This window comes from Agromyces allii (assembly GCF_009749385.1).
Taxonomy (GTDB): domain Bacteria; phylum Actinomycetota; class Actinomycetes; order Actinomycetales; family Microbacteriaceae; genus Agromyces; species Agromyces allii.
This window is the reverse complement of sequence record NZ_WBIN01000012.1, coordinates 49,899-66,033: the sequence shown is the minus strand read 5'-3', so window position 1 is coordinate 66,033 and position 16,135 is coordinate 49,899. Positions and strand designations below refer to the sequence as shown.

At 70.7% G+C, this 16,135-nt stretch carries 14 protein-coding genes; 12 read left to right on the top strand and 2 right to left on the bottom strand.

The annotated features are described in order from the left end of the window. The first annotated feature begins 18 nt into the window (after positions 1-18). From GQR16_RS15300 to GQR16_RS15250, 11 genes are all read left to right on the top strand, one after another. Positions 19-1,521, top strand: a complete 1,503-nt coding sequence (locus tag GQR16_RS15300; RefSeq protein WP_157416165.1) for a sugar ABC transporter ATP-binding protein — start codon at positions 19-21, stop codon at positions 1,519-1,521. Between the two features lie 38 nt (positions 1,522-1,559). Continuing rightward, the gene (locus tag GQR16_RS15295; protein WP_157416164.1) at positions 1,560-2,567 is read left to right on the top strand and encodes an ABC transporter permease; all 1,008 of its coding nucleotides are present in this window, start codon (positions 1,560-1,562) and stop codon (positions 2,565-2,567) included. Next, positions 2,567-3,625: an ABC transporter permease gene (locus GQR16_RS15290; protein WP_157416034.1), complete on the top strand. Its 1,059-nt coding sequence runs from the start codon at positions 2,567-2,569 to the stop codon at positions 3,623-3,625. The genes GQR16_RS15295 and GQR16_RS15290 overlap by 1 nt, the downstream gene beginning before the upstream one ends. A 63-nt stretch (positions 3,626-3,688) precedes the next feature. Continuing rightward, positions 3,689-4,723 (top strand): rhamnose ABC transporter substrate-binding protein, encoded by a 1,035-nt coding sequence (rhaS, locus tag GQR16_RS15285; RefSeq protein WP_157416033.1) that lies wholly within the window; start codon positions 3,689-3,691, stop codon positions 4,721-4,723. A gap of 200 nt (positions 4,724-4,923) precedes the next feature. Continuing rightward, positions 4,924-5,424, top strand: coding sequence for an L-rhamnose mutarotase (locus tag GQR16_RS15280; protein ID WP_157416032.1), 501 nt, complete (start codon positions 4,924-4,926; stop codon positions 5,422-5,424). Continuing rightward, complete coding sequence (gene rhaI / locus GQR16_RS15275; RefSeq protein ID WP_157416031.1) at positions 5,421-6,587, top strand: L-rhamnose isomerase; 1,167 nt, start codon at positions 5,421-5,423, stop codon at positions 6,585-6,587. Before GQR16_RS15280 ends, rhaI begins: the two co-directional genes overlap by 4 nt. 4 nt (positions 6,588-6,591) lie before the next feature. Further along, the gene (locus GQR16_RS15270) at positions 6,592-7,470 is read left to right on the top strand and encodes an alpha/beta hydrolase (RefSeq protein ID WP_157416030.1); all 879 of its coding nucleotides are present in this window, start codon (positions 6,592-6,594) and stop codon (positions 7,468-7,470) included. Continuing rightward, on the top strand, positions 7,467-9,503 hold the full coding sequence (locus tag GQR16_RS15265; protein ID WP_157416029.1) for a bifunctional aldolase/short-chain dehydrogenase: 2,037 nt from the start codon (positions 7,467-7,469) through the stop codon (positions 9,501-9,503). The genes GQR16_RS15270 and GQR16_RS15265 overlap by 4 nt, the downstream gene beginning before the upstream one ends. Continuing rightward, positions 9,500-11,056, top strand: coding sequence for a rhamnulokinase (locus GQR16_RS15260; RefSeq protein ID WP_157416028.1), 1,557 nt, complete (start codon positions 9,500-9,502; stop codon positions 11,054-11,056). The genes GQR16_RS15265 and GQR16_RS15260 overlap by 4 nt, the downstream gene beginning before the upstream one ends. Before the next feature lie 217 nt (positions 11,057-11,273). Next, a complete protein-coding gene (locus GQR16_RS15255; protein WP_157416163.1) occupies positions 11,274-13,598 on the top strand; it encodes an immune inhibitor A domain-containing protein in 2,325 nt (774 codons plus the stop codon). A 152-nt stretch (positions 13,599-13,750) separates the two neighbouring features. Then, positions 13,751-14,170, top strand: coding sequence for a hypothetical protein (locus tag GQR16_RS15250; RefSeq protein WP_157416027.1), 420 nt, complete (start codon positions 13,751-13,753; stop codon positions 14,168-14,170). Positions 14,171-14,196: 26 nt separating this feature from the next. Here GQR16_RS15250 and GQR16_RS15245 read toward each other — a convergent pair whose 3' ends face one another. Next, on the bottom strand, positions 14,197-14,739 hold the full coding sequence (locus tag GQR16_RS15245) for a hypothetical protein (RefSeq protein WP_157416026.1): 543 nt from the start codon (positions 14,737-14,739) through the stop codon (positions 14,197-14,199). A gap of 33 nt (positions 14,740-14,772) precedes the next feature. Further along, complete coding sequence (locus tag GQR16_RS15240) at positions 14,773-15,267, bottom strand: pyridoxamine 5'-phosphate oxidase family protein (RefSeq protein WP_157416025.1); 495 nt, start codon at positions 15,265-15,267, stop codon at positions 14,773-14,775. A gap of 105 nt (positions 15,268-15,372) precedes the next feature. Between GQR16_RS15240 and GQR16_RS15235 the strand changes: the two genes are divergently transcribed. Next, on the top strand, positions 15,373-16,062 hold the full coding sequence (locus GQR16_RS15235; RefSeq protein ID WP_157416024.1) for a TetR/AcrR family transcriptional regulator: 690 nt from the start codon (positions 15,373-15,375) through the stop codon (positions 16,060-16,062). Positions 16,063-16,135: the final 73 nt, after the last annotated feature.

Sequence of the window (16,135 nt, the reverse complement as noted above, 5' to 3'; positions counted from 1 at the left end):
CAGACGCCGGCGCCGCCCATGCTTGAGCTCTCGCGGGTCGTCAAGTCGTTCGGACCGGTGGTCGCCCTCCGCTCCGGAAGCCTGCAACTCGACTCCGGCTCCATCCACGCGCTCGTCGGCGAGAACGGCGCCGGCAAGTCGACGCTCGTCAAGATCGTCGCCGGGCTCTACCGCCGCGACGCCGGCGAGTTCCGCCTGCGCGGCGAGGACGTCGACTTCACCTCGACCGCCCAGTCGAAGGCCGCGGGCATCGCGGTCATCTACCAGGAGCCGACGCTGTTCCCCGACCTCACGGTCACCGAGAACATCTTCATGGGCCGCCAGCCCGTCAACCGGTTCGGGCGCATCGACCGCAAGGCCATGCGCCGCGAGGCCGAGGAGTTGTTCCAGCGGCTCGGCGTTCGCATCGACCCCGAGCGCCCCGCCGAGGGCCTCTCGATCGCCGACCAGCAGGTCATCGAGATCGCCAAGGCCGTCTCGCTCGACGCCCGCGTGCTCATCATGGACGAGCCGACCGCCGCCCTCTCGGGCGTCGAGGTCGACCGCCTCTTCGCCGTCGCACGGAGCCTCCGCGACGAGGGCCGCGCCCTGCTGTTCATCTCGCACCGCTTCGACGAGATCTTCGCGCTCTGCGACACCGTGACCGTCATGCGCGACGGCGCCTACGTCGCCACCACGCCCATCGCCGAGACCACGGTCGACGAGATGGTGCGCCAGATGGTCGGCCGCGACGTGACCGAGCTGTTCCCCAAGACCGAGGCCGAGATCGGCGAGCCCCTGCTCGAGGTCGAGGGCCTGACCCGCACGGGCGTCTTCCACGACATCACCTTCTCGGTGCGCTCCGGCGAGATCGTCGGCCTCGCCGGACTCGTCGGCGCCGGGCGCAGCGAGGTCGCCCGCGCCGTCTTCGGCGTCGACCCCTACGAGTCCGGCTCCGTTCGGCTCGGCGGCCGCACGCTGCCGCGCAACCGCCCCGACCGGGCGATCAGCGCGGGCATCGCCCTCGTGCCCGAGGACCGACGGAAGGAAGGACTCGTGCTCGAGTCATCCGTCGCCCGCAATCTCTCGCTCGTCATCCGCAACCAGCTCGCGAAGGCCGGCATCATCACCAACGGCGCCGAGAACCGGGCGGCGCGGGTCTGGGCCAGCCGCCTCGAGGTCAAGACGAACGCGCTCAGCACCGTGGCCGGAACCCTCTCGGGCGGCAACCAGCAGAAGGTCGTGCTCGGCAAGTGGCTCGCCACCGAGCCGACCGTGCTCATCATCGACGAGCCGACCCGCGGCATCGACGTGGGCACCAAGGCCGAGGTGCACCGCCTGCTCTCCGAACTCGCCGGCAAGGGCATGGGCATCCTCATGATCTCGTCGGAGCTGCCCGAGGTGCTCGGCATGGCCGACCGCGTGCTCGTGATGCGCGAAGGCCGCATCACGGCCGAGATCGACCGCAGCGACGCCACCAGCGAGAACGTCATGTTCGCCGCGACCCACGCGGCCGCCCAGACCCCGGGAGCCCACTCGTGACCGCGCCAGCCCCCAGCCCCGCGCCGGTCGCGCCCGTCATCGAGAAGACGGCCGTCACCAAGCGTCTTCAGGCCGTCGGAGCGGCCCGCGAGTTCGGCATCCTGCTCGCACTCGTGATCGTCGTGATCGCCGCCACGGTCGCGAACCCGAACTTCCTGTTCAGCTCCGACGGATGGCGCGACCTGCTGCTGACCCCGTCGATCCTCGTGCTCGTCGCGATCGGCCAGGCGATCGTGCTCATCACGCGCAACGTCGACCTCTCGGTCGGCTCGATCCTCGGCCTGTCGGCCTACCTGACCGGGCGGCTGTTCATCGACATCCCGGGCATCCCGATCCTCGCCGTGTTCGTGGCCGCGATCGTGTTCGGCGGCCTGCTCGGGCTCGTGAACGGCGCGCTCGTCGCCTACGCCAAGGTGCCCGCCATGGTCATCACGCTCGGCACGCTCTACGCGTACCGCGGCATCAACGTGCTCTGGACCGGCAGCGACCGCGTGAACGCCTCCGACCTGCCGAAGGACTTCCTGGCCCTCGGCACCGGCCAGGTGCTGTGGATCCCGATCCTCACGATCATCGCGATCGTCGTGCTCGTCGTGATCGGCTGGATCATGAAGAACACCCGCGGCGGCCGCGAGTTCTACGCGATCGGCTCCGACCCGGCCGCGGCCGAGCTCTACGGCCTGCGCGTCACGCGCCGCCTGCTCATCGCCTTCGTCTCGTCGGGCGCCCTCGCGGGTCTCGCGGGCGTGCTCTACACGGCCCGCTACGGCACCGTGAACTCGCAGGCGGGCGCCGGCTGGGAGCTCGACGCGGTCGGTGCGGCCGTCATCGGCGGCGTCGCCATCACGGGCGGCGTCGGGTCGGTGTGGGGCGCCGCGATCGGCGGCGTGCTGCTCCTGACCATCAACCGCGCCCTGCCCATTCTCGGCATCCCCGACTTCTGGCAGCGCGCCGTGGTCGGCGTGCTCATCATCGGCGCCATCGTGCTCGACCGCGTGCTGGCCGTTCGCCAGAAACGCAAGCTCATCGCGGCCAGGGAGGACGACTGATGACCACCGCAACCGCCTCCACCGCCACCCCCGTGCGCACGTACCGCGACTACGACCGCCCGCTCTGGCAGCGCCTGCTGCTCACCCGCGAGATGGCCATCGTCGGCCTGCTCGTCATCGTCGCCGTCGTCGCCTCGGTGAGCGTGCGCGGCTTCGGGCAGCCGATCACCCTGACCTACCTGATCCTCGACGTCACCCCGATCCTGCTCATCGCACTGCCGATGACGCTCATCATGATCACGGGCGAGATCGACCTCTCGGTCGCGAGCGTCGTCGGCCTGTCGAGCGTGCTCATCGGCGTGCTCACCCAGGCCGGCGCGCCGTTCGAGCTCGCGATCGTCGTGGCGCTCGTGGCCGGCGCGATCGCCGGAGCCGTCAACGGGTTCCTGGTCACGGTCGTGGGCCTGCCCTCGCTCGCGGTCACGATCGGCACGCTCGCGCTCTACCGCGGTCTCGCGGTCGGCCTGCTCGGCACGACCGCGGTGACCGACTTCCCCGAGTTCTGGACCGACCTCGCGAAGATGAAGCTCGGCGGTTCGAACGTGCCGGCCGTGCTGCTGCTCTTCCTCGTGCTGCTCGTGGTGTTCGTCGTGCTGCTGCACTTCACGCCGTTCGGCCGGGGCATCTACGCGATCGGCCTCTCGAAGACGGCGGCCCGCTTCTCGGGGGTGCACGTCGAGCGCACGAAGCTCGTGCTGTTCGTGCTCTCGGGCACCATCGCGGCACTCGCGGGCGTCTACTACACGCTCCGATTCGGCAGCGCCCGCGGCGACAACGCGACCGGCCTCGAGCTCCAGGTCATCGCGGCGGTCGTGCTCGGCGGCGTCTCGGTCTTCGGCGGTCGCGGCGCGATCCACGGCGTCATCGCCGGCGTGCTGCTGATCGGCATCCTCGCGAGCGCCCTGCGCCTCGCGAACGTCACCTCCGACGTCATCAACATCATCACAGGGGTGCTCCTCGTGGCCTCCGTGGTGTCCAACAGCTTCCTGGCTTGGCTGCGCACGAAACGCAGGGCACCAGGGGGAACCGCGCGCGCGAAGGCTTCCGCAGCAGGGTGACCGCCCGCGCACGCGTGTCGATGCGATCACCCATCGACCACCACCGATGAAGGGAAAACAACGATGTTTCACAAGAAGTCCCGCGCAGCGGCCCTGGCCGCACTCGCGGTGAGCGTCGCGCTCATCGCGACCGGCTGCGCCGCCGGCGACTCCGGTTCGGGTTCGGGCGACGGTGGCGGCAGCGACAACCTCGCCATCACGTTCCTGCCGAAGAACCTCGGCAACCCGTACTTCGACACCTCCTCGTCGGGAGCCAAGGAGGCCATCGACGAGTTCAAGGGCACCTTCGCCGAGGTCGGCCCCGCCGAAGCCACGCCCGACGCGCAGGTGAGCTACATCAACACGCTCACCCAGCAGGGCGTCGGCGCGATCGCCGTCTCGGCGAACGACCCCGAGGCCATCTGCGACGCGCTGAACGAGGCGCGCGATGCCGGCGTCAAGGTCGTCACCTTCGACTCCGACACGAACCCCGACTGCCGCGACCTGTTCATCAACCAGGCCGATGCAGAGGGCATCGCCAAGGTGCAGGTCGACCTCATCGCCGACCAGATCGGCGGATCGGGCGAGATCGCGATCCTCTCGGCATCCGCGAACGCGACGAACCAGAACGCCTGGATCGACCTGATGGAGACGTACCTCGCGAGCGACTACCCCGACATCACGCTCGTCGAGACCGTCTACGGCGACGACGACGACCAGACGTCGTTCGACAAGACGGCGGCACTGCTGCAGACCCACCCCGACCTCAAGGGCATCATCTCGCCCACGACGGTCGGCATCGCGGCTGCGGCGCGCTACCTCTCGACCTCGGAGTACAAGGGCAAGGTCGCGCTGACCGGTCTCGGCACGCCGAACCAGCTGCGCGAGTACGTCGAGGACGGCACCATCACCGCGTTCGCGCTGTGGAACCCGGCCGACCTCGGCTACCTCACCGCCTATGCGGCGAAGGCGCTCATCGAGGGCGACATCACCGGCGCAGAGGGCGACACGTTCGACGCGGGCAAGCTCGGCGAGTACACGGTCGGCGCCGACGGCGTCGTGCTCCTCGGCGACCCGTTCGAGTTCAACGCCGACAACATCGCGGACTTCGATTTCTGATCGGATGCCGCACCCGAGGCCCGGCGGCGGTTCACCCCGCCGGGCCTCGGCCGTCTCGGGGCGTGTGCGGGCGAACGGCTCGTCCGCGCACTCCCCCGCAAGCGGACCGGACGAACGGTAAGCGCATTCCCGTTGCGTTCGCCCCAAGTTCCATGTAGAGTCTTGAAACGATTCATAACCCACCAGGACGGAGACGCTCGATGACGAGCCAGCGCGACGCAGCAGAACGCGTCTGCTTCCAGCTGCAGGTCGACCCCGCCCGCCTCGACGAGTACCGCGAGCGCCACGCCGCGGTCTGGCCCGAGATGCTCCGCGCGATCGCGGACTCCGGCCGCCGCAACTACTCGCTCTACCTCCGCCCCGACGGCCTGCTCATCGGCGTCTACGAGACCGACGACGACGCGGCATCGCAGCGCGCGCTCGAGCTCGACCCGCGCACCGCCGCCTGGGAGGCCGAGATGGCCGACTTCTTCGTCTCGCTCGACGGCTCCCGGCCCGACCAGGGCGCTCCGCGCCTCGCCGAGGTGTTCAACCTCGAAGACCAGCTCGCGGCCCTCGCGCCCGAGCCCGCCGGCCACGCGGCACCCGGCACCACCGCCGGAACCTCCGGCGACGCCGGCCCCGCGGCATCCGTCGCCCCTCAGACCCCCACCGACCACGCGGCATCCGTCGCTCCCATCGCAGAAAGCAGCAACTCGTGAGCATCTTCTCCGCAGACCAGCTCGCCCAGCTCGAGCAGCAGGCCATCGAACTGCCCAGCTGGGCGTTCGGCAACTCGGGCACCCGCTTCAAGGTGTTCGCGACGCCCGGCACCCCCCGCGACCCCTACGAGAAGATCGCGGATGCCGCGCAGGTGCAGAAGTTCACGGCCCTCGCGCCGACGGTCGCCCTGCACATCCCGTGGGACAAGGTCGACTCCTACGACGACCTGCGCGCGCACGCCGAGGGCCTGGGCGTGCAGCTCGGCACGATCAACTCGAACACCTTCCAGGACGACGACTACAAGTTCGGCGCCCTCACCCACGAAGACGCGGCGGTGCGCCGCAAGGCCATCGACCACCACCTCGAGTGCATCGACGTCATGCACGCGACCGGGTCGCGCGACCTCAAGATCTGGCTCGCCGAGGGCTCGAACTACCCCGGCCAGGCCGACCTCCGCGGCCGCCAGGACCGCCTGCACGAGTCGCTCGCCGAGATCTACGCGCGCCTCGGCGACGAGCAGCGCCTCGTGCTCGAGTACAAGTTCTTCGAGCCGGCGTTCTACCACACCGACGTTCCCGACTGGGGTACGAGCTACGCCCAGGTGGCCGCGCTCGGCGACAAGGCCATGGTCTGCCTCGACACGGGCCACCACGCGCCCGGCACGAACATCGAGTTCATCGTCATGCAGCTGCTGCGCCTCGGCAAGCTCGGCTCGTTCGACTTCAACTCGCGCTTCTACGCCGACGACGACCTCATCGTGGGCGCGGCCGACCCGTTCCAGCTGTTCCGCATCCTGTACGAGGTGATCCGCGGCGGGGGCCTGAACAACCCCGACGTCGCGTTCATGCTCGACCAGTGCCACAACGTGGAGGACAAGGTGCCCGGCCAGATCCGCTCGGTGCTGAACGTGCAGGAGATGACGGCGCGCGCGCTGCTCGTCGACGGCGCGGCGCTGGCCGCTGCGCAGCGCTCGGGCGACGTGCTCGAGGCCAACCGCGTGTTCATGGACGCCTTCTACACCGACGTGCGCCCCGCCCTCGCCGAGTGGCGCGAGTCGCGCGGACTGCCCGCCGACCCGATGAAGGCTTTCGCCGAGTCGGGCTACCTCGCGCAGATCGCCGCCGACCGCGTCGGCGGCGTGCAGGCCGGCTGGGGTGCCTGAGCGGATGTCGCAGGTGACGGCGTACGGCGCGGCCGACGGGCTCGTGCGGGTCTACCCCGCGAGCACGGCGGGTGTCGCGGCGCGCCGCCCGACGCCCGCGCTCGTCTGGGCGCACGGCGGCGGCTTCGCGGCCGGCGACCTCGACATGCCCGAGGCGGACTGGGTCTCGCGCACCCTCGCCTCGCGCGGCGTGACCGTGATCTCGGTCGACTACCGGCTCGCCGTCGACGACGGCGGGCGCTACCCGGCCGGCTCCGACGACGTGCTCGCCGCCTGGGCCTGGACGCTCGGGCACGCCGACGAGCTCGGCATCGACCGGGCGCGCGTCGTGATCGGCGGGGCGAGTGCCGGCGCCAATCTCGTGACGGGCGCCGTGCTGCGGTTGCTCGGGCACGCACCGGCGACGCCGGCCTCGGCGCTGCCCACGGGCGTGTTCCTCGCGTATCCCACGCTGCTCGCCGTGCAGCCCGCGCCCGACGCCGAACTTCGCGCCCTCCTCGACGCGAACCCCGTGGCCGACCGCTTCGGCCCGGCCGTCGTGCGCGCCATGTACGAGACCTATCTCGGAGGCCCGGTCGACGAGGCGCCGCTGCCCGCCGTGCCCGGCCGCGCCGCGGCATCCGACCTCGCCGGATTCCCGCCGGTGCTCATGGTCAACGGCGAGGCCGACGAGTTGCGCGTCTCCGGCGAGCTGTTCGCCGCCACGCTCGTCGAGGCCGGCGACGACACCACGTGCGTCATCGAGCCCGGCACCGAGCACGGGCACCTGAACCGACCCGGCGAGCCCGCGGCATCCGCCTCGATCGAGCGCGTTCTGCGCTGGCTCGCGGGTCTCCCCACCCACCAGACCACCCTCCGCACCACCGAAGGAATCACCTCATGACGAACCAGGCTGCAGCCGACCTCATCGCGCGGTCGAACCGCCTCGGCGCCGACCCGAAGAACACGAACTACGCCGGCGGCAACACGTCGGCCAAGGGCACCGAGACCGACCCGGTCACGGGCGAGCCCGTCGAGCTCATGTGGGTCAAGGGCTCGGGCGGCGACCTCGGCACGCTCACCGAGCCGGGCCTCGCGGTGCTGCGCCTCGACCGCCTGCGCGCGCTCGTCGACGTGTACCCGGGCCTCGAGCGCGAAGACGAGATGGTCGCCGCGTTCGACTACACGCTGCACGGCAAGGGCGGCGCGGCGCCGTCGATCGACACGGCCATGCACGGCCTCGTCGACGCGGCGCACGTCGACCACCTGCACCCCGACTCGGGCATCGCGATCGCGACCGCGGCCGACGGCGAAGAGCTGACGGCGAAGATCTTCGGCGACACCGTGGTCTGGGTGCCGTGGCGCCGCCCCGGATTCCAGCTCGGACTCGACATCGCGGCGATCAAGGCCGCGAACCCGCAGGCGATCGGCTGCATCCTCGGCGGCCACGGCATCACCGCGTGGGGCGACACCTCCGACGAGACCGAGGCGAACTCGCTGCGCATCATCGACACTGCCGCGGCCTACATCGCCGAGCACGGCGCGGCCGAGCCGTTCGGGCCCGTCGTCGACGGCTTCGAGCCGTTGGAGCCCGGCGAGCGCCGCGCCAAGGCCGCCGCCCTCGCCGCGACGATCCGCGGACTCGCGAGCCACGACAAGCCGATGGTCGGCCACTTCACCGACGCGCCCGAGGTGCTCGACTTCCTCGCGCGCTCGAAGTCGGGTGCGCTCGCGGCTCTCGGCACGAGCTGCCCCGACCACTTCCTGCGCACCAAGGTCAAGCCCATGCTGCTCGACCTGCCCGCCTCGGCATCGATCGAGGATTCCGTCGCCCGCCTGACGGAGCTGCACGAGGCCTACCGCGCCGACTACCGCGCCTACTACGACGCCCACGCGACGCCCGAGAGCCCTGCGATCCGCGGCGCCGACCCGCTCATCGTGCTCATCCCGGGCGTCGGCATGTTCAGCTACGGCGCGAACAAGCAGACCGCGCGCGTCGCGGGCGAGTTCTACGTCAACGCGATCAACGTCATGCGGGGCGCCGAGGCGCTCTCGACGTACTCCCCCATCAGCGACGCCGAGAAGTTCGCGATCGAGTACTGGGCGCTCGAGGAGGCCAAGCTGCAGCGCATGCCGAAGCCCAAGCCGCACGCGGGTCGCATCGCGCTCGTGACCGGCGCGGCCTCCGGCATCGGCAAGGCCATCGCGACCCGGCTCGCGGCCGAGGGCGCATGCGTCGTCATCGCCGATCTCGACCTCGAGAAGGCGCAGGCCGCCGCAGCCGAACTCGGCGGCACGGATGTCGCGATCGGCGTGCAGGCGAACGTCACCGACGGCGCCGCGATCCAGCGCGCGATCGACGACGCCGTCCTCGCCTTCGGCGGCCTCGACCTCGTCGTGAACAACGCTGGCCTGAGCCTCTCGAAGCCCCTGCTCGAGACCACCGAGGCCGACTGGGACCTCCAGCACGACGTCATGGCCAAGGGGTCGTTCCTCGTGTCGAAGGCCGCTGCGCGCGTGCTCATCGACCAGGGGCTCGGCGGCGACATCATCTACATCTCCTCGAAGAACTCGGTGTTCGCCGGGCCGAACAACATCGCCTACTCGGCCACGAAGGCCGACCAGGCCCACCAGGTGCGCCTGCTCGCGGTCGAGCTCGGCGAGTACGGCATCAAGGTCAACGGCATCAACCCCGACGGCGTCGTGCGCGGCTCGGGCATCTTCGCCTCGGGCTGGGGTGCCAACCGCGCCAAGACCTACGGCATCGAGGAGGAGGACCTCGGCAAGTTCTACGCCCAGCGCACGATCCTCAAGCGCGAGGTGCTGCCCGAGCACGTCGCGAACGCGGTCATCGTGCTCACGGGCCCCGAGCTCAGCCACACGACGGGCCTGCACATCCCCGTGGATGCGGGCGTCGCGGCGGCGTTCCTGCGATGAGCGACCGTCCTGCTGAGGACGGTTCGGGCACCGGAGGACACGCCGAACCATCCTCCATCGCGCGAACCGTCCTCCGCGGTGGAAGCGCCCGTGGTGCGGGCACCGTCGCGGCGGTCGACCTCGGCGCGACGAGCGGACGGGTCATCCTCGGCCGCGTCGACCAGCGCGCCGGCACACTCGACCTCGAGCACGTCGCGCGCTTCCCGAACGGCCCGGTGCGACTCGCGTCGGGCCTGCACTGGGACTTCACGGGCCTGTACCGCGACCTGACGACCGGCCTCGCCGACGCGTTCCGCCGCGAGCCGTCGGTCGCCTCGATCGGCGTCGACTCGTGGGCGGTCGACTACGGCCTGCTGCGGGGCGACCGCCTCCTCGGCGAGCCGTTCCACTACCGCGACGACCGCAACGCCGCCGCGGTCGACGGCGTGCACGCGATCGCGCCGTTCGCCGAGCTCTACCGCCGCAACGGCCTGCAGTTCCTGCCGTTCAACACGGTCTACCAGCTCGCGGCCGAGCAGTCCGCGGCCGAGCAGTCCGCGGCCGCCGACGGCGTTGTCGGCGGCTGGCTCGGGCTCGCCGACTCGCTCCTGCTCGTGCCCGACCTCATCGCGTTCCAGCTCACGGGCCGGCGCGTCGCTGAGCGCACGAACGCCTCCACGACCGGACTCGTCGGCGTGCACACCGGGGAATGGGACGACGAGCTCATCGAGCGCCTCGGCCTCCCGGCATCCGTCTTCGCCCCCATCGTCTCCCCCGGCGACTCGCTCGGCGCCCTGCGCACCTCGGTCGCCGAGCAGCTCGGCGCGCCGGCAGGCGTGGAGGTCGTCGCCGTCGGTTCGCACGACACGGCCTCGGCGGTCGTGGCCGTGCCGATGGACCCCGAGTCGGCCGCCTACATCTCGTGCGGCACCTGGGGGCTCGTGGGCGTCGAGCTCGAGCACCCCGTGACGACGGATGCCGCGCGCGACGCGAACTTCACGAACGAGGCCGGGGTCGACGGCCGCGTGCGCTTCCTGCACAACGTCATGGGCCTCTGGCTGCTCTCGGAGTCGGTGCGGTGGTGGGAGCGCGACGGGGAGGCGATCGACCTGACGCAGCTGCTCGCGGCCGCGGCATCCGTCACCGCCCCGGTCTCGGTGTTCGACGCCGACGACCCGCGCTTCATGGCCCCCGGCGACCTGCCCGGGCGCATCGCGGAATGGTGCGCCGAGCACGGGGTACCCGCACCGCAGACGCGCGCGGAGTTCGCGCGATCGATCATCGAGTCGCTCGCCGAGGCGTTCGCGGCGACCGTGCGGCAGGCGTCCGTGCTCTCGGGCGTCGACGTCGAGACGATCCACATCGTCGGCGGCGGCGCGCTCAACGAGCTGCTCTGCCGGCGCACGGCCGACCGGTCGGGCCTGCCGGTGCTCGCGGGCCCCGTCGAGGCGACCGCGATCGGCAACGTGCTCGTGCAGGCGCGCGCACAGGGCTTCGTCGACGGCGATCTGGTGTCGCTCCGCGCCCTCGTGTCGGCGGCGTTCACCCCGAGGCGGTACGAACCGGCACGGTGAGGGGCGGAATCATCCTCCGACCGGGCCCGGAGTTCAAGACTGTCTTGTCGCGCAGCTGATTCATAGACTCTTGGGCATCGCCGGATCCGGCGTGTTGCATCACCCCACAAGAGGCTGAGGCGCCACCACCAGTGACGGGCTCTCCGGCCGCCTCATGCTGCACCGCCGCCGACCTCAGCGGCCCCGGCACTCCTCACTGGAGGTATCTGTGCGCAAGATGCTGTTGGGCGCCGCCACCGCGGCACTCCTCACTGCGAGCATGATCGGGGCTCCGGCCGCGTTCGCAGCACCACCCGCCGACTCGGCCCCGTCGGGGGTCGCCCCGTCGGATGCCCTGCCCAACCCGCTCGACGAGAAGCGCACCGCGCTTCGCGAGTCCGCGATCACCGGTGTGCTCAACGGCGAGCTCACCACGGAGCAACGGGGCGACAGCACCGTCGTGAAGGTCGGCTCCGAAGCCCCTGCCGCCGCGCCGGGCAACAAGTCGGGCAAGCCCGGCAAGCCGGGCAAGGCGAAGGACCAGTACGTCGAGCTCTCGCGCGAGACGACCGACCGCATCTTCGTCATCCTCGCCGAGTTCGGCGATGAACAGCACCCGAGCTACCCGACGTCGCCGACCGCGCAACGCGGCACCGGCCCCCTGCACAACGAGATCCCCGCGCCGAACCGGGCCGTCGACAACTCGACCGTCTGGCAGGCCGACTACTCGCAGCCGTACTTCCAGGACCTCTACTTCGGCGGCGCGGAATCGCTGCGCGACTACTACGAGTCGCAGTCATCCGGCCGGTACAGCGTCGGCGGCGAGGTCACCGACTGGGTCAAGGTCAACTACAACCAGGCCCGCTACGGCGCGGACGCCTGCGGCGCCAACGTCTGCAGCAACGTCTGGAACCTCGTTCGCGACGCGGCGAACGTCTGGTACACCGACCAGCTCGCCCAGGGTCGCTCGGTTGCCGAGGTCAACGCCGACCTGGCGTCCTTCGACGTCTGGGATCGCTACGACTACGACGGCGACGGGCAGTTCAACGAGCCCGACGGCTACATCGACCACTTCCAGATCGTGCACGCGGGCGGCGACCAGGCCGACGGCGACCCGATCTACGGCACCGACGCCATCTGGAGCCACCGCTGGTACGCCTACGTCAACCAGGCCGGCGTGACCGGTCCGGCCACGAACAAGCTCGGCGGCCCCCAGATCGGCACCTCCGGCGTCTGGATCGGCGACTACACGATCCAGCCCGAGAACGGCGGCCGCAGCGTGTTCTACCACGAGTACGGTCACGACCTCGGCCTGCCCGACGACTACAACGTGCTCTCGGGCGGCGACAACAACAACGAGCACTGGACGCTCATGGCGCAGAGCCGACTCGGCGCCAAGACCGATCAGGGCATCGGCGAGCGCGGCGGCGATCTCGGCGCGTGGAACAAGCTCCAGCTCGGCTGGCTCGACTACAAGCTGGTGCAGGCCGGGCAGAAGAAGGTCGTCGACCTCGGACCCTCGGAGTACAACACGAAGAAGCCGCAGGCCGTCATCGTCTCGCTGCCGAAGAAGACGGTCTCGACCGATCTCGGCGCACCGGCCTCCGGCGCCTCGCAGTGGTACAGCGGGTCGGGCGACAACCTGACGAGCACGCTCACCAGGACGGTCGCCGTCCCGGCGGGCACGTCGGCGCTGACGTTCAAGGCCAGGTACGACCTCGAGGCGGGCTACGACTTCGGCTACGTCGAGGTGAACACCGGGGCCGGCTTCGTGCCGATCGTCGGCAACATCACGACCGACCCGGGCACCGGCGGCTTCGACGGCACGGCGGCCACGTGGACGGACGCCTCGTTCGACCTGAGCGCCTTCGCGGGCCAGACGGTCGACATCCGCATCCGGTACACGACCGATGGCGGCGTCACCGGCAACGGCGGCGACCTCGTGCCCGGCCTGTTCCTCGACGACCTCGCGATCGCGGGCGTCTTCACGGACGGTGCCGAGTCGGGGGCGAACGGGTGGACGGTCGTCGGGTTCACGGCGGTCGGCTCGCAGACGACGCAGCAGTTCGACAACTACTACATCGCCGCGAACCGCACGTACACGTCGTACGACAAGTACCTCAAGACCGGGCCGTACTTCTTCGGGTACAACCCGGCGAAGCCCGACCTCGTCGACCACTACGCCTACCAGGAGGGCCTGCTCATCTCGTACTGGGATCTGTCGCAGTCCGACAACGACACGTTCGCCCACCCGGGCAGCGGCCGGAACCTCTACGTCGACTCGCACCCGAAGCCGTTGAAGGACGTGAACGGCAACTACTGGCGAGCACGCGTGCAGGTGTACGACGCCCCGTTCGGGTTCAAGCCCACCGACAAGGTCGACCTCCACGTCAGCGGCGTGAAGAGCACGATCAAGTCGCAGCTGCCGAACCCGCTGTTCGACGACAAGAAGCAGTACTGGTACTCCGAGGTGCCGAACCACGGGGTCAAGCTTCCCGCCGTCGGCGTGAAGATCCTCGTCGTGAAGCAGGCGGGCACGTCGATGACCGTCGCGGTCTTCTAGGCCGCGGAGGTCGTCGCACGGCGACCACGCACCACGACGACGCCCGGGAGTTCCGACTCCCGGGCGTCGTCCGCTTCGGCCGTGCTCGATCGCTTCCGCGCGCGTCCCGTTCGGAGCAGAATGGCCGCACGGCACCGACGAAGGAGGCCTGCATGCGAACGATCGCCGCGCTCGCCCTGACGGTGTTCGCCGTCGGACTGATGGCCGGATGCGCGCCCGCAGCCGACGAACCCGGCGATGCACCGGCATCCGACGCCCCGGAACCGCCCTCGACGAGCGCGACCCCGTCGTCGACCGACCTGCCGACCCTGACGCCGCCCACCGCCCCGCCGACGAACCCGACCGACGCGATTCCGAACGGCACGGTGGCCGGCCGGGTCAGCGGTCTCGGCGACTCGTGCGTCGAGGTCACGACCGACGACGGCACGGTGTGGTCGCTGACCGGCGAGGTCGACGGGGACATCGCGGTCGGCGACACCGTGCTCGTGAAGGTCGAGGCGCTCCCCGTCGGCGAGGCGTTGTGCGGGTCGGGCGCACCGGCTCGCATCGTGTCGATCAGCCTGGTCGACTAGACCTCGATCGTGCCGCGAAGCGCGGGTCAGTGCCCGTGCGCGGCGAGCTGGATGATGACCACGCTGAGCCCGACCGCCATGAGTGCGGCGAGCGCGATCAGTTGCTTCCACCACGGCGCATTCGTGCGTCGCACCCCGAGGTAGGCGATCACGCCGAGGGTCACGACGTAGACGATCGAGACGATGCGGAGCGCGGTGTCGAGTTCGACGATGCCGAACACGGCGAGCACGAGCACCACGACCGGCACGCCGGCCGATGCCAGTGCCGACGCGGCGATCCGCAGCATGATGCGCACCTCGTGCCCGACCGGGAAGCGCGCGTGCACCGACAGGAACGAGATGACGTCGGCCGCGAACCCGGCCGCGGTGATCGCGAGGATGCCGACGGCGAGTTCGATGATGACCCGTACGGGCTCGAGGTGCTCGACGTTCGTCAACTGCACGAGCACGATCGCGAGTCCGGTGAAGGTCGCGTAGACGCGTTCCTTCAGCGCCTCGGCGACCACGTTCTGGTGCGGCACCTCGTCGTTCGCGCCTCCGGCGCCGGCCCCGCCCCCCGCGTCACTCATGAGCGCAACGGTACCAGCCGCCGCGCGCCGTGATCAGGCGTTGACGGATGCCGCGCGCACGCGCCCTGCGGCCGCTTCGGCGTCGCGCATGCCGAGCGCCGACACGCCCAGGCCGTAGGTGACGAAGTCCCCGGTCGGCCGAACACGGACGCCGACGATGGCGCCGTGCTCGCCGCCGTCGCTGACCTCGAGGTCGTCGAGCAGGGCGCTGCGCACGTGATCGGGCATGGCCCCGAGCGGCACGACCTCGGCGTCGCCCGCGAACGTGACGGTCGCGGCCGGGATCCTGATCCACGGCATGAGCGGCACGCGCTTGGCGATCGGCACCGTGACCGAGACGTTCGGGTTCGCGGCGATGTGCCGCGTCTTCCACGCGAGGTCGTGGCTGGTGAACCAGATGCGATCGTCGTGCACGGCGTGCATGACCCCCGCGGTGCGCGATTCGCCGCGCGCGGTCACCATGCCGATGACCATGAAGTTCTGCCCGGTGATGGCCTTCCAGACCTCGCCGTTCGTGATGTCGACCATGTTCCGCTCCCATCGCTTTACAATGTAAAGCGAGCGTACGAGCAGGTGCTTTACATTGTCAAGCACTTGCCCGGAGTCGGCTCGAGAACCACGATGGAAGGCAAGATGTCCGACACGATCCCGACCTCCGCGGCTGAATCGGCTCCGGCCGCCCCTGCCCCGGTCACCAACGCCTCTGCCGCCGCCGCGAGCACGCCGACCACCGGCGGAGCGCCCGGCCGCGCCGCCCTGCTGCGCGCCATGGAGCAGCTCGCACGCGAACAGGGCGTCAACAGCGTGGGCCTCCGCGAGGTCGCCCGCCGCGCCGGCCTCTCGCACGCCGCACCGACGCACTACTTCGGCAGCCGCGAGGGCATGATACGGGCGCTCGCGCTCGAGGGGCTCGCGCTGCTCGACGACGAGCTGTGCACCGCGCAGGAGCGCGCCGCGCACCTGCCCGGCCGCGAGCGACTCGTCGCCGACTCGCTCGAGTTCGTCGCCTTCGCCCAGCGCAATCCCGCGCACTTCGATGCGATGTTCCGCACGCCGAGCATCGCCCGCGGCGACGAGGCCCTCGATCGCGCCCGGCTCGCCGCGCTCGCCGGGCTGCGCGCGCTCGTCGTCGAGGTGCACGCGAACGGCGACATCCACGGCGACGTCGAGAGCACGTTCCTGCAGCTGTGCGCCATGAGCCACGGCATCGCCTCGCTCGCGGTCGACGGCGTGCTGCACGGCTTCGACGAGATCGCGCCGAGCGACGAGGCCATGGGCGTGGCCGAGCGCATCATCCGCGCCCAGGTCGAGCAGCTGCCGTGACCGTCGCGCCCGCCGGGCCGCGTGCCGCCGCACCGGCCGGCCGTCGGCCGGTCACGATCCCCGGTCGAGCGGA

Coding starts and splice junctions, on each gene's coding strand:
- GQR16_RS15300 (WP_157416165.1), top strand. CDS start 19: ATGCTTGAGCTCTCGCGGGTCGTCAAGTCGTTCGGACCGGTGGTCGCC.
- GQR16_RS15290 (WP_157416034.1), top strand. CDS start 2,567: ATGACCACCGCAACCGCCTCCACCGCCACCCCCGTGCGCACGTACCGC.
- rhaS (WP_157416033.1), top strand. CDS start 3,689: ATGTTTCACAAGAAGTCCCGCGCAGCGGCCCTGGCCGCACTCGCGGTG.
- GQR16_RS15280 (WP_157416032.1), top strand. CDS start 4,924: ATGACGAGCCAGCGCGACGCAGCAGAACGCGTCTGCTTCCAGCTGCAG.
- GQR16_RS15270 (WP_157416030.1), top strand. CDS start 6,592: ATGTCGCAGGTGACGGCGTACGGCGCGGCCGACGGGCTCGTGCGGGTC.
- GQR16_RS15265 (WP_157416029.1), top strand. CDS start 7,467: ATGACGAACCAGGCTGCAGCCGACCTCATCGCGCGGTCGAACCGCCTC.
- GQR16_RS15260 (WP_157416028.1), top strand. CDS start 9,500: ATGAGCGACCGTCCTGCTGAGGACGGTTCGGGCACCGGAGGACACGCC.
- GQR16_RS15255 (WP_157416163.1), top strand. CDS start 11,274: ATGCTGTTGGGCGCCGCCACCGCGGCACTCCTCACTGCGAGCATGATC.
- GQR16_RS15250 (WP_157416027.1), top strand. CDS start 13,751: ATGCGAACGATCGCCGCGCTCGCCCTGACGGTGTTCGCCGTCGGACTG.
- GQR16_RS15245 (WP_157416026.1), bottom strand. CDS start 14,739: ATGAGTGACGCGGGGGGCGGGGCCGGCGCCGGAGGCGCGAACGACGAG.
- GQR16_RS15240 (WP_157416025.1), bottom strand. CDS start 15,267: ATGGTCGACATCACGAACGGCGAGGTCTGGAAGGCCATCACCGGGCAG.
- GQR16_RS15235 (WP_157416024.1), top strand. CDS start 15,373: ATGTCCGACACGATCCCGACCTCCGCGGCTGAATCGGCTCCGGCCGCC.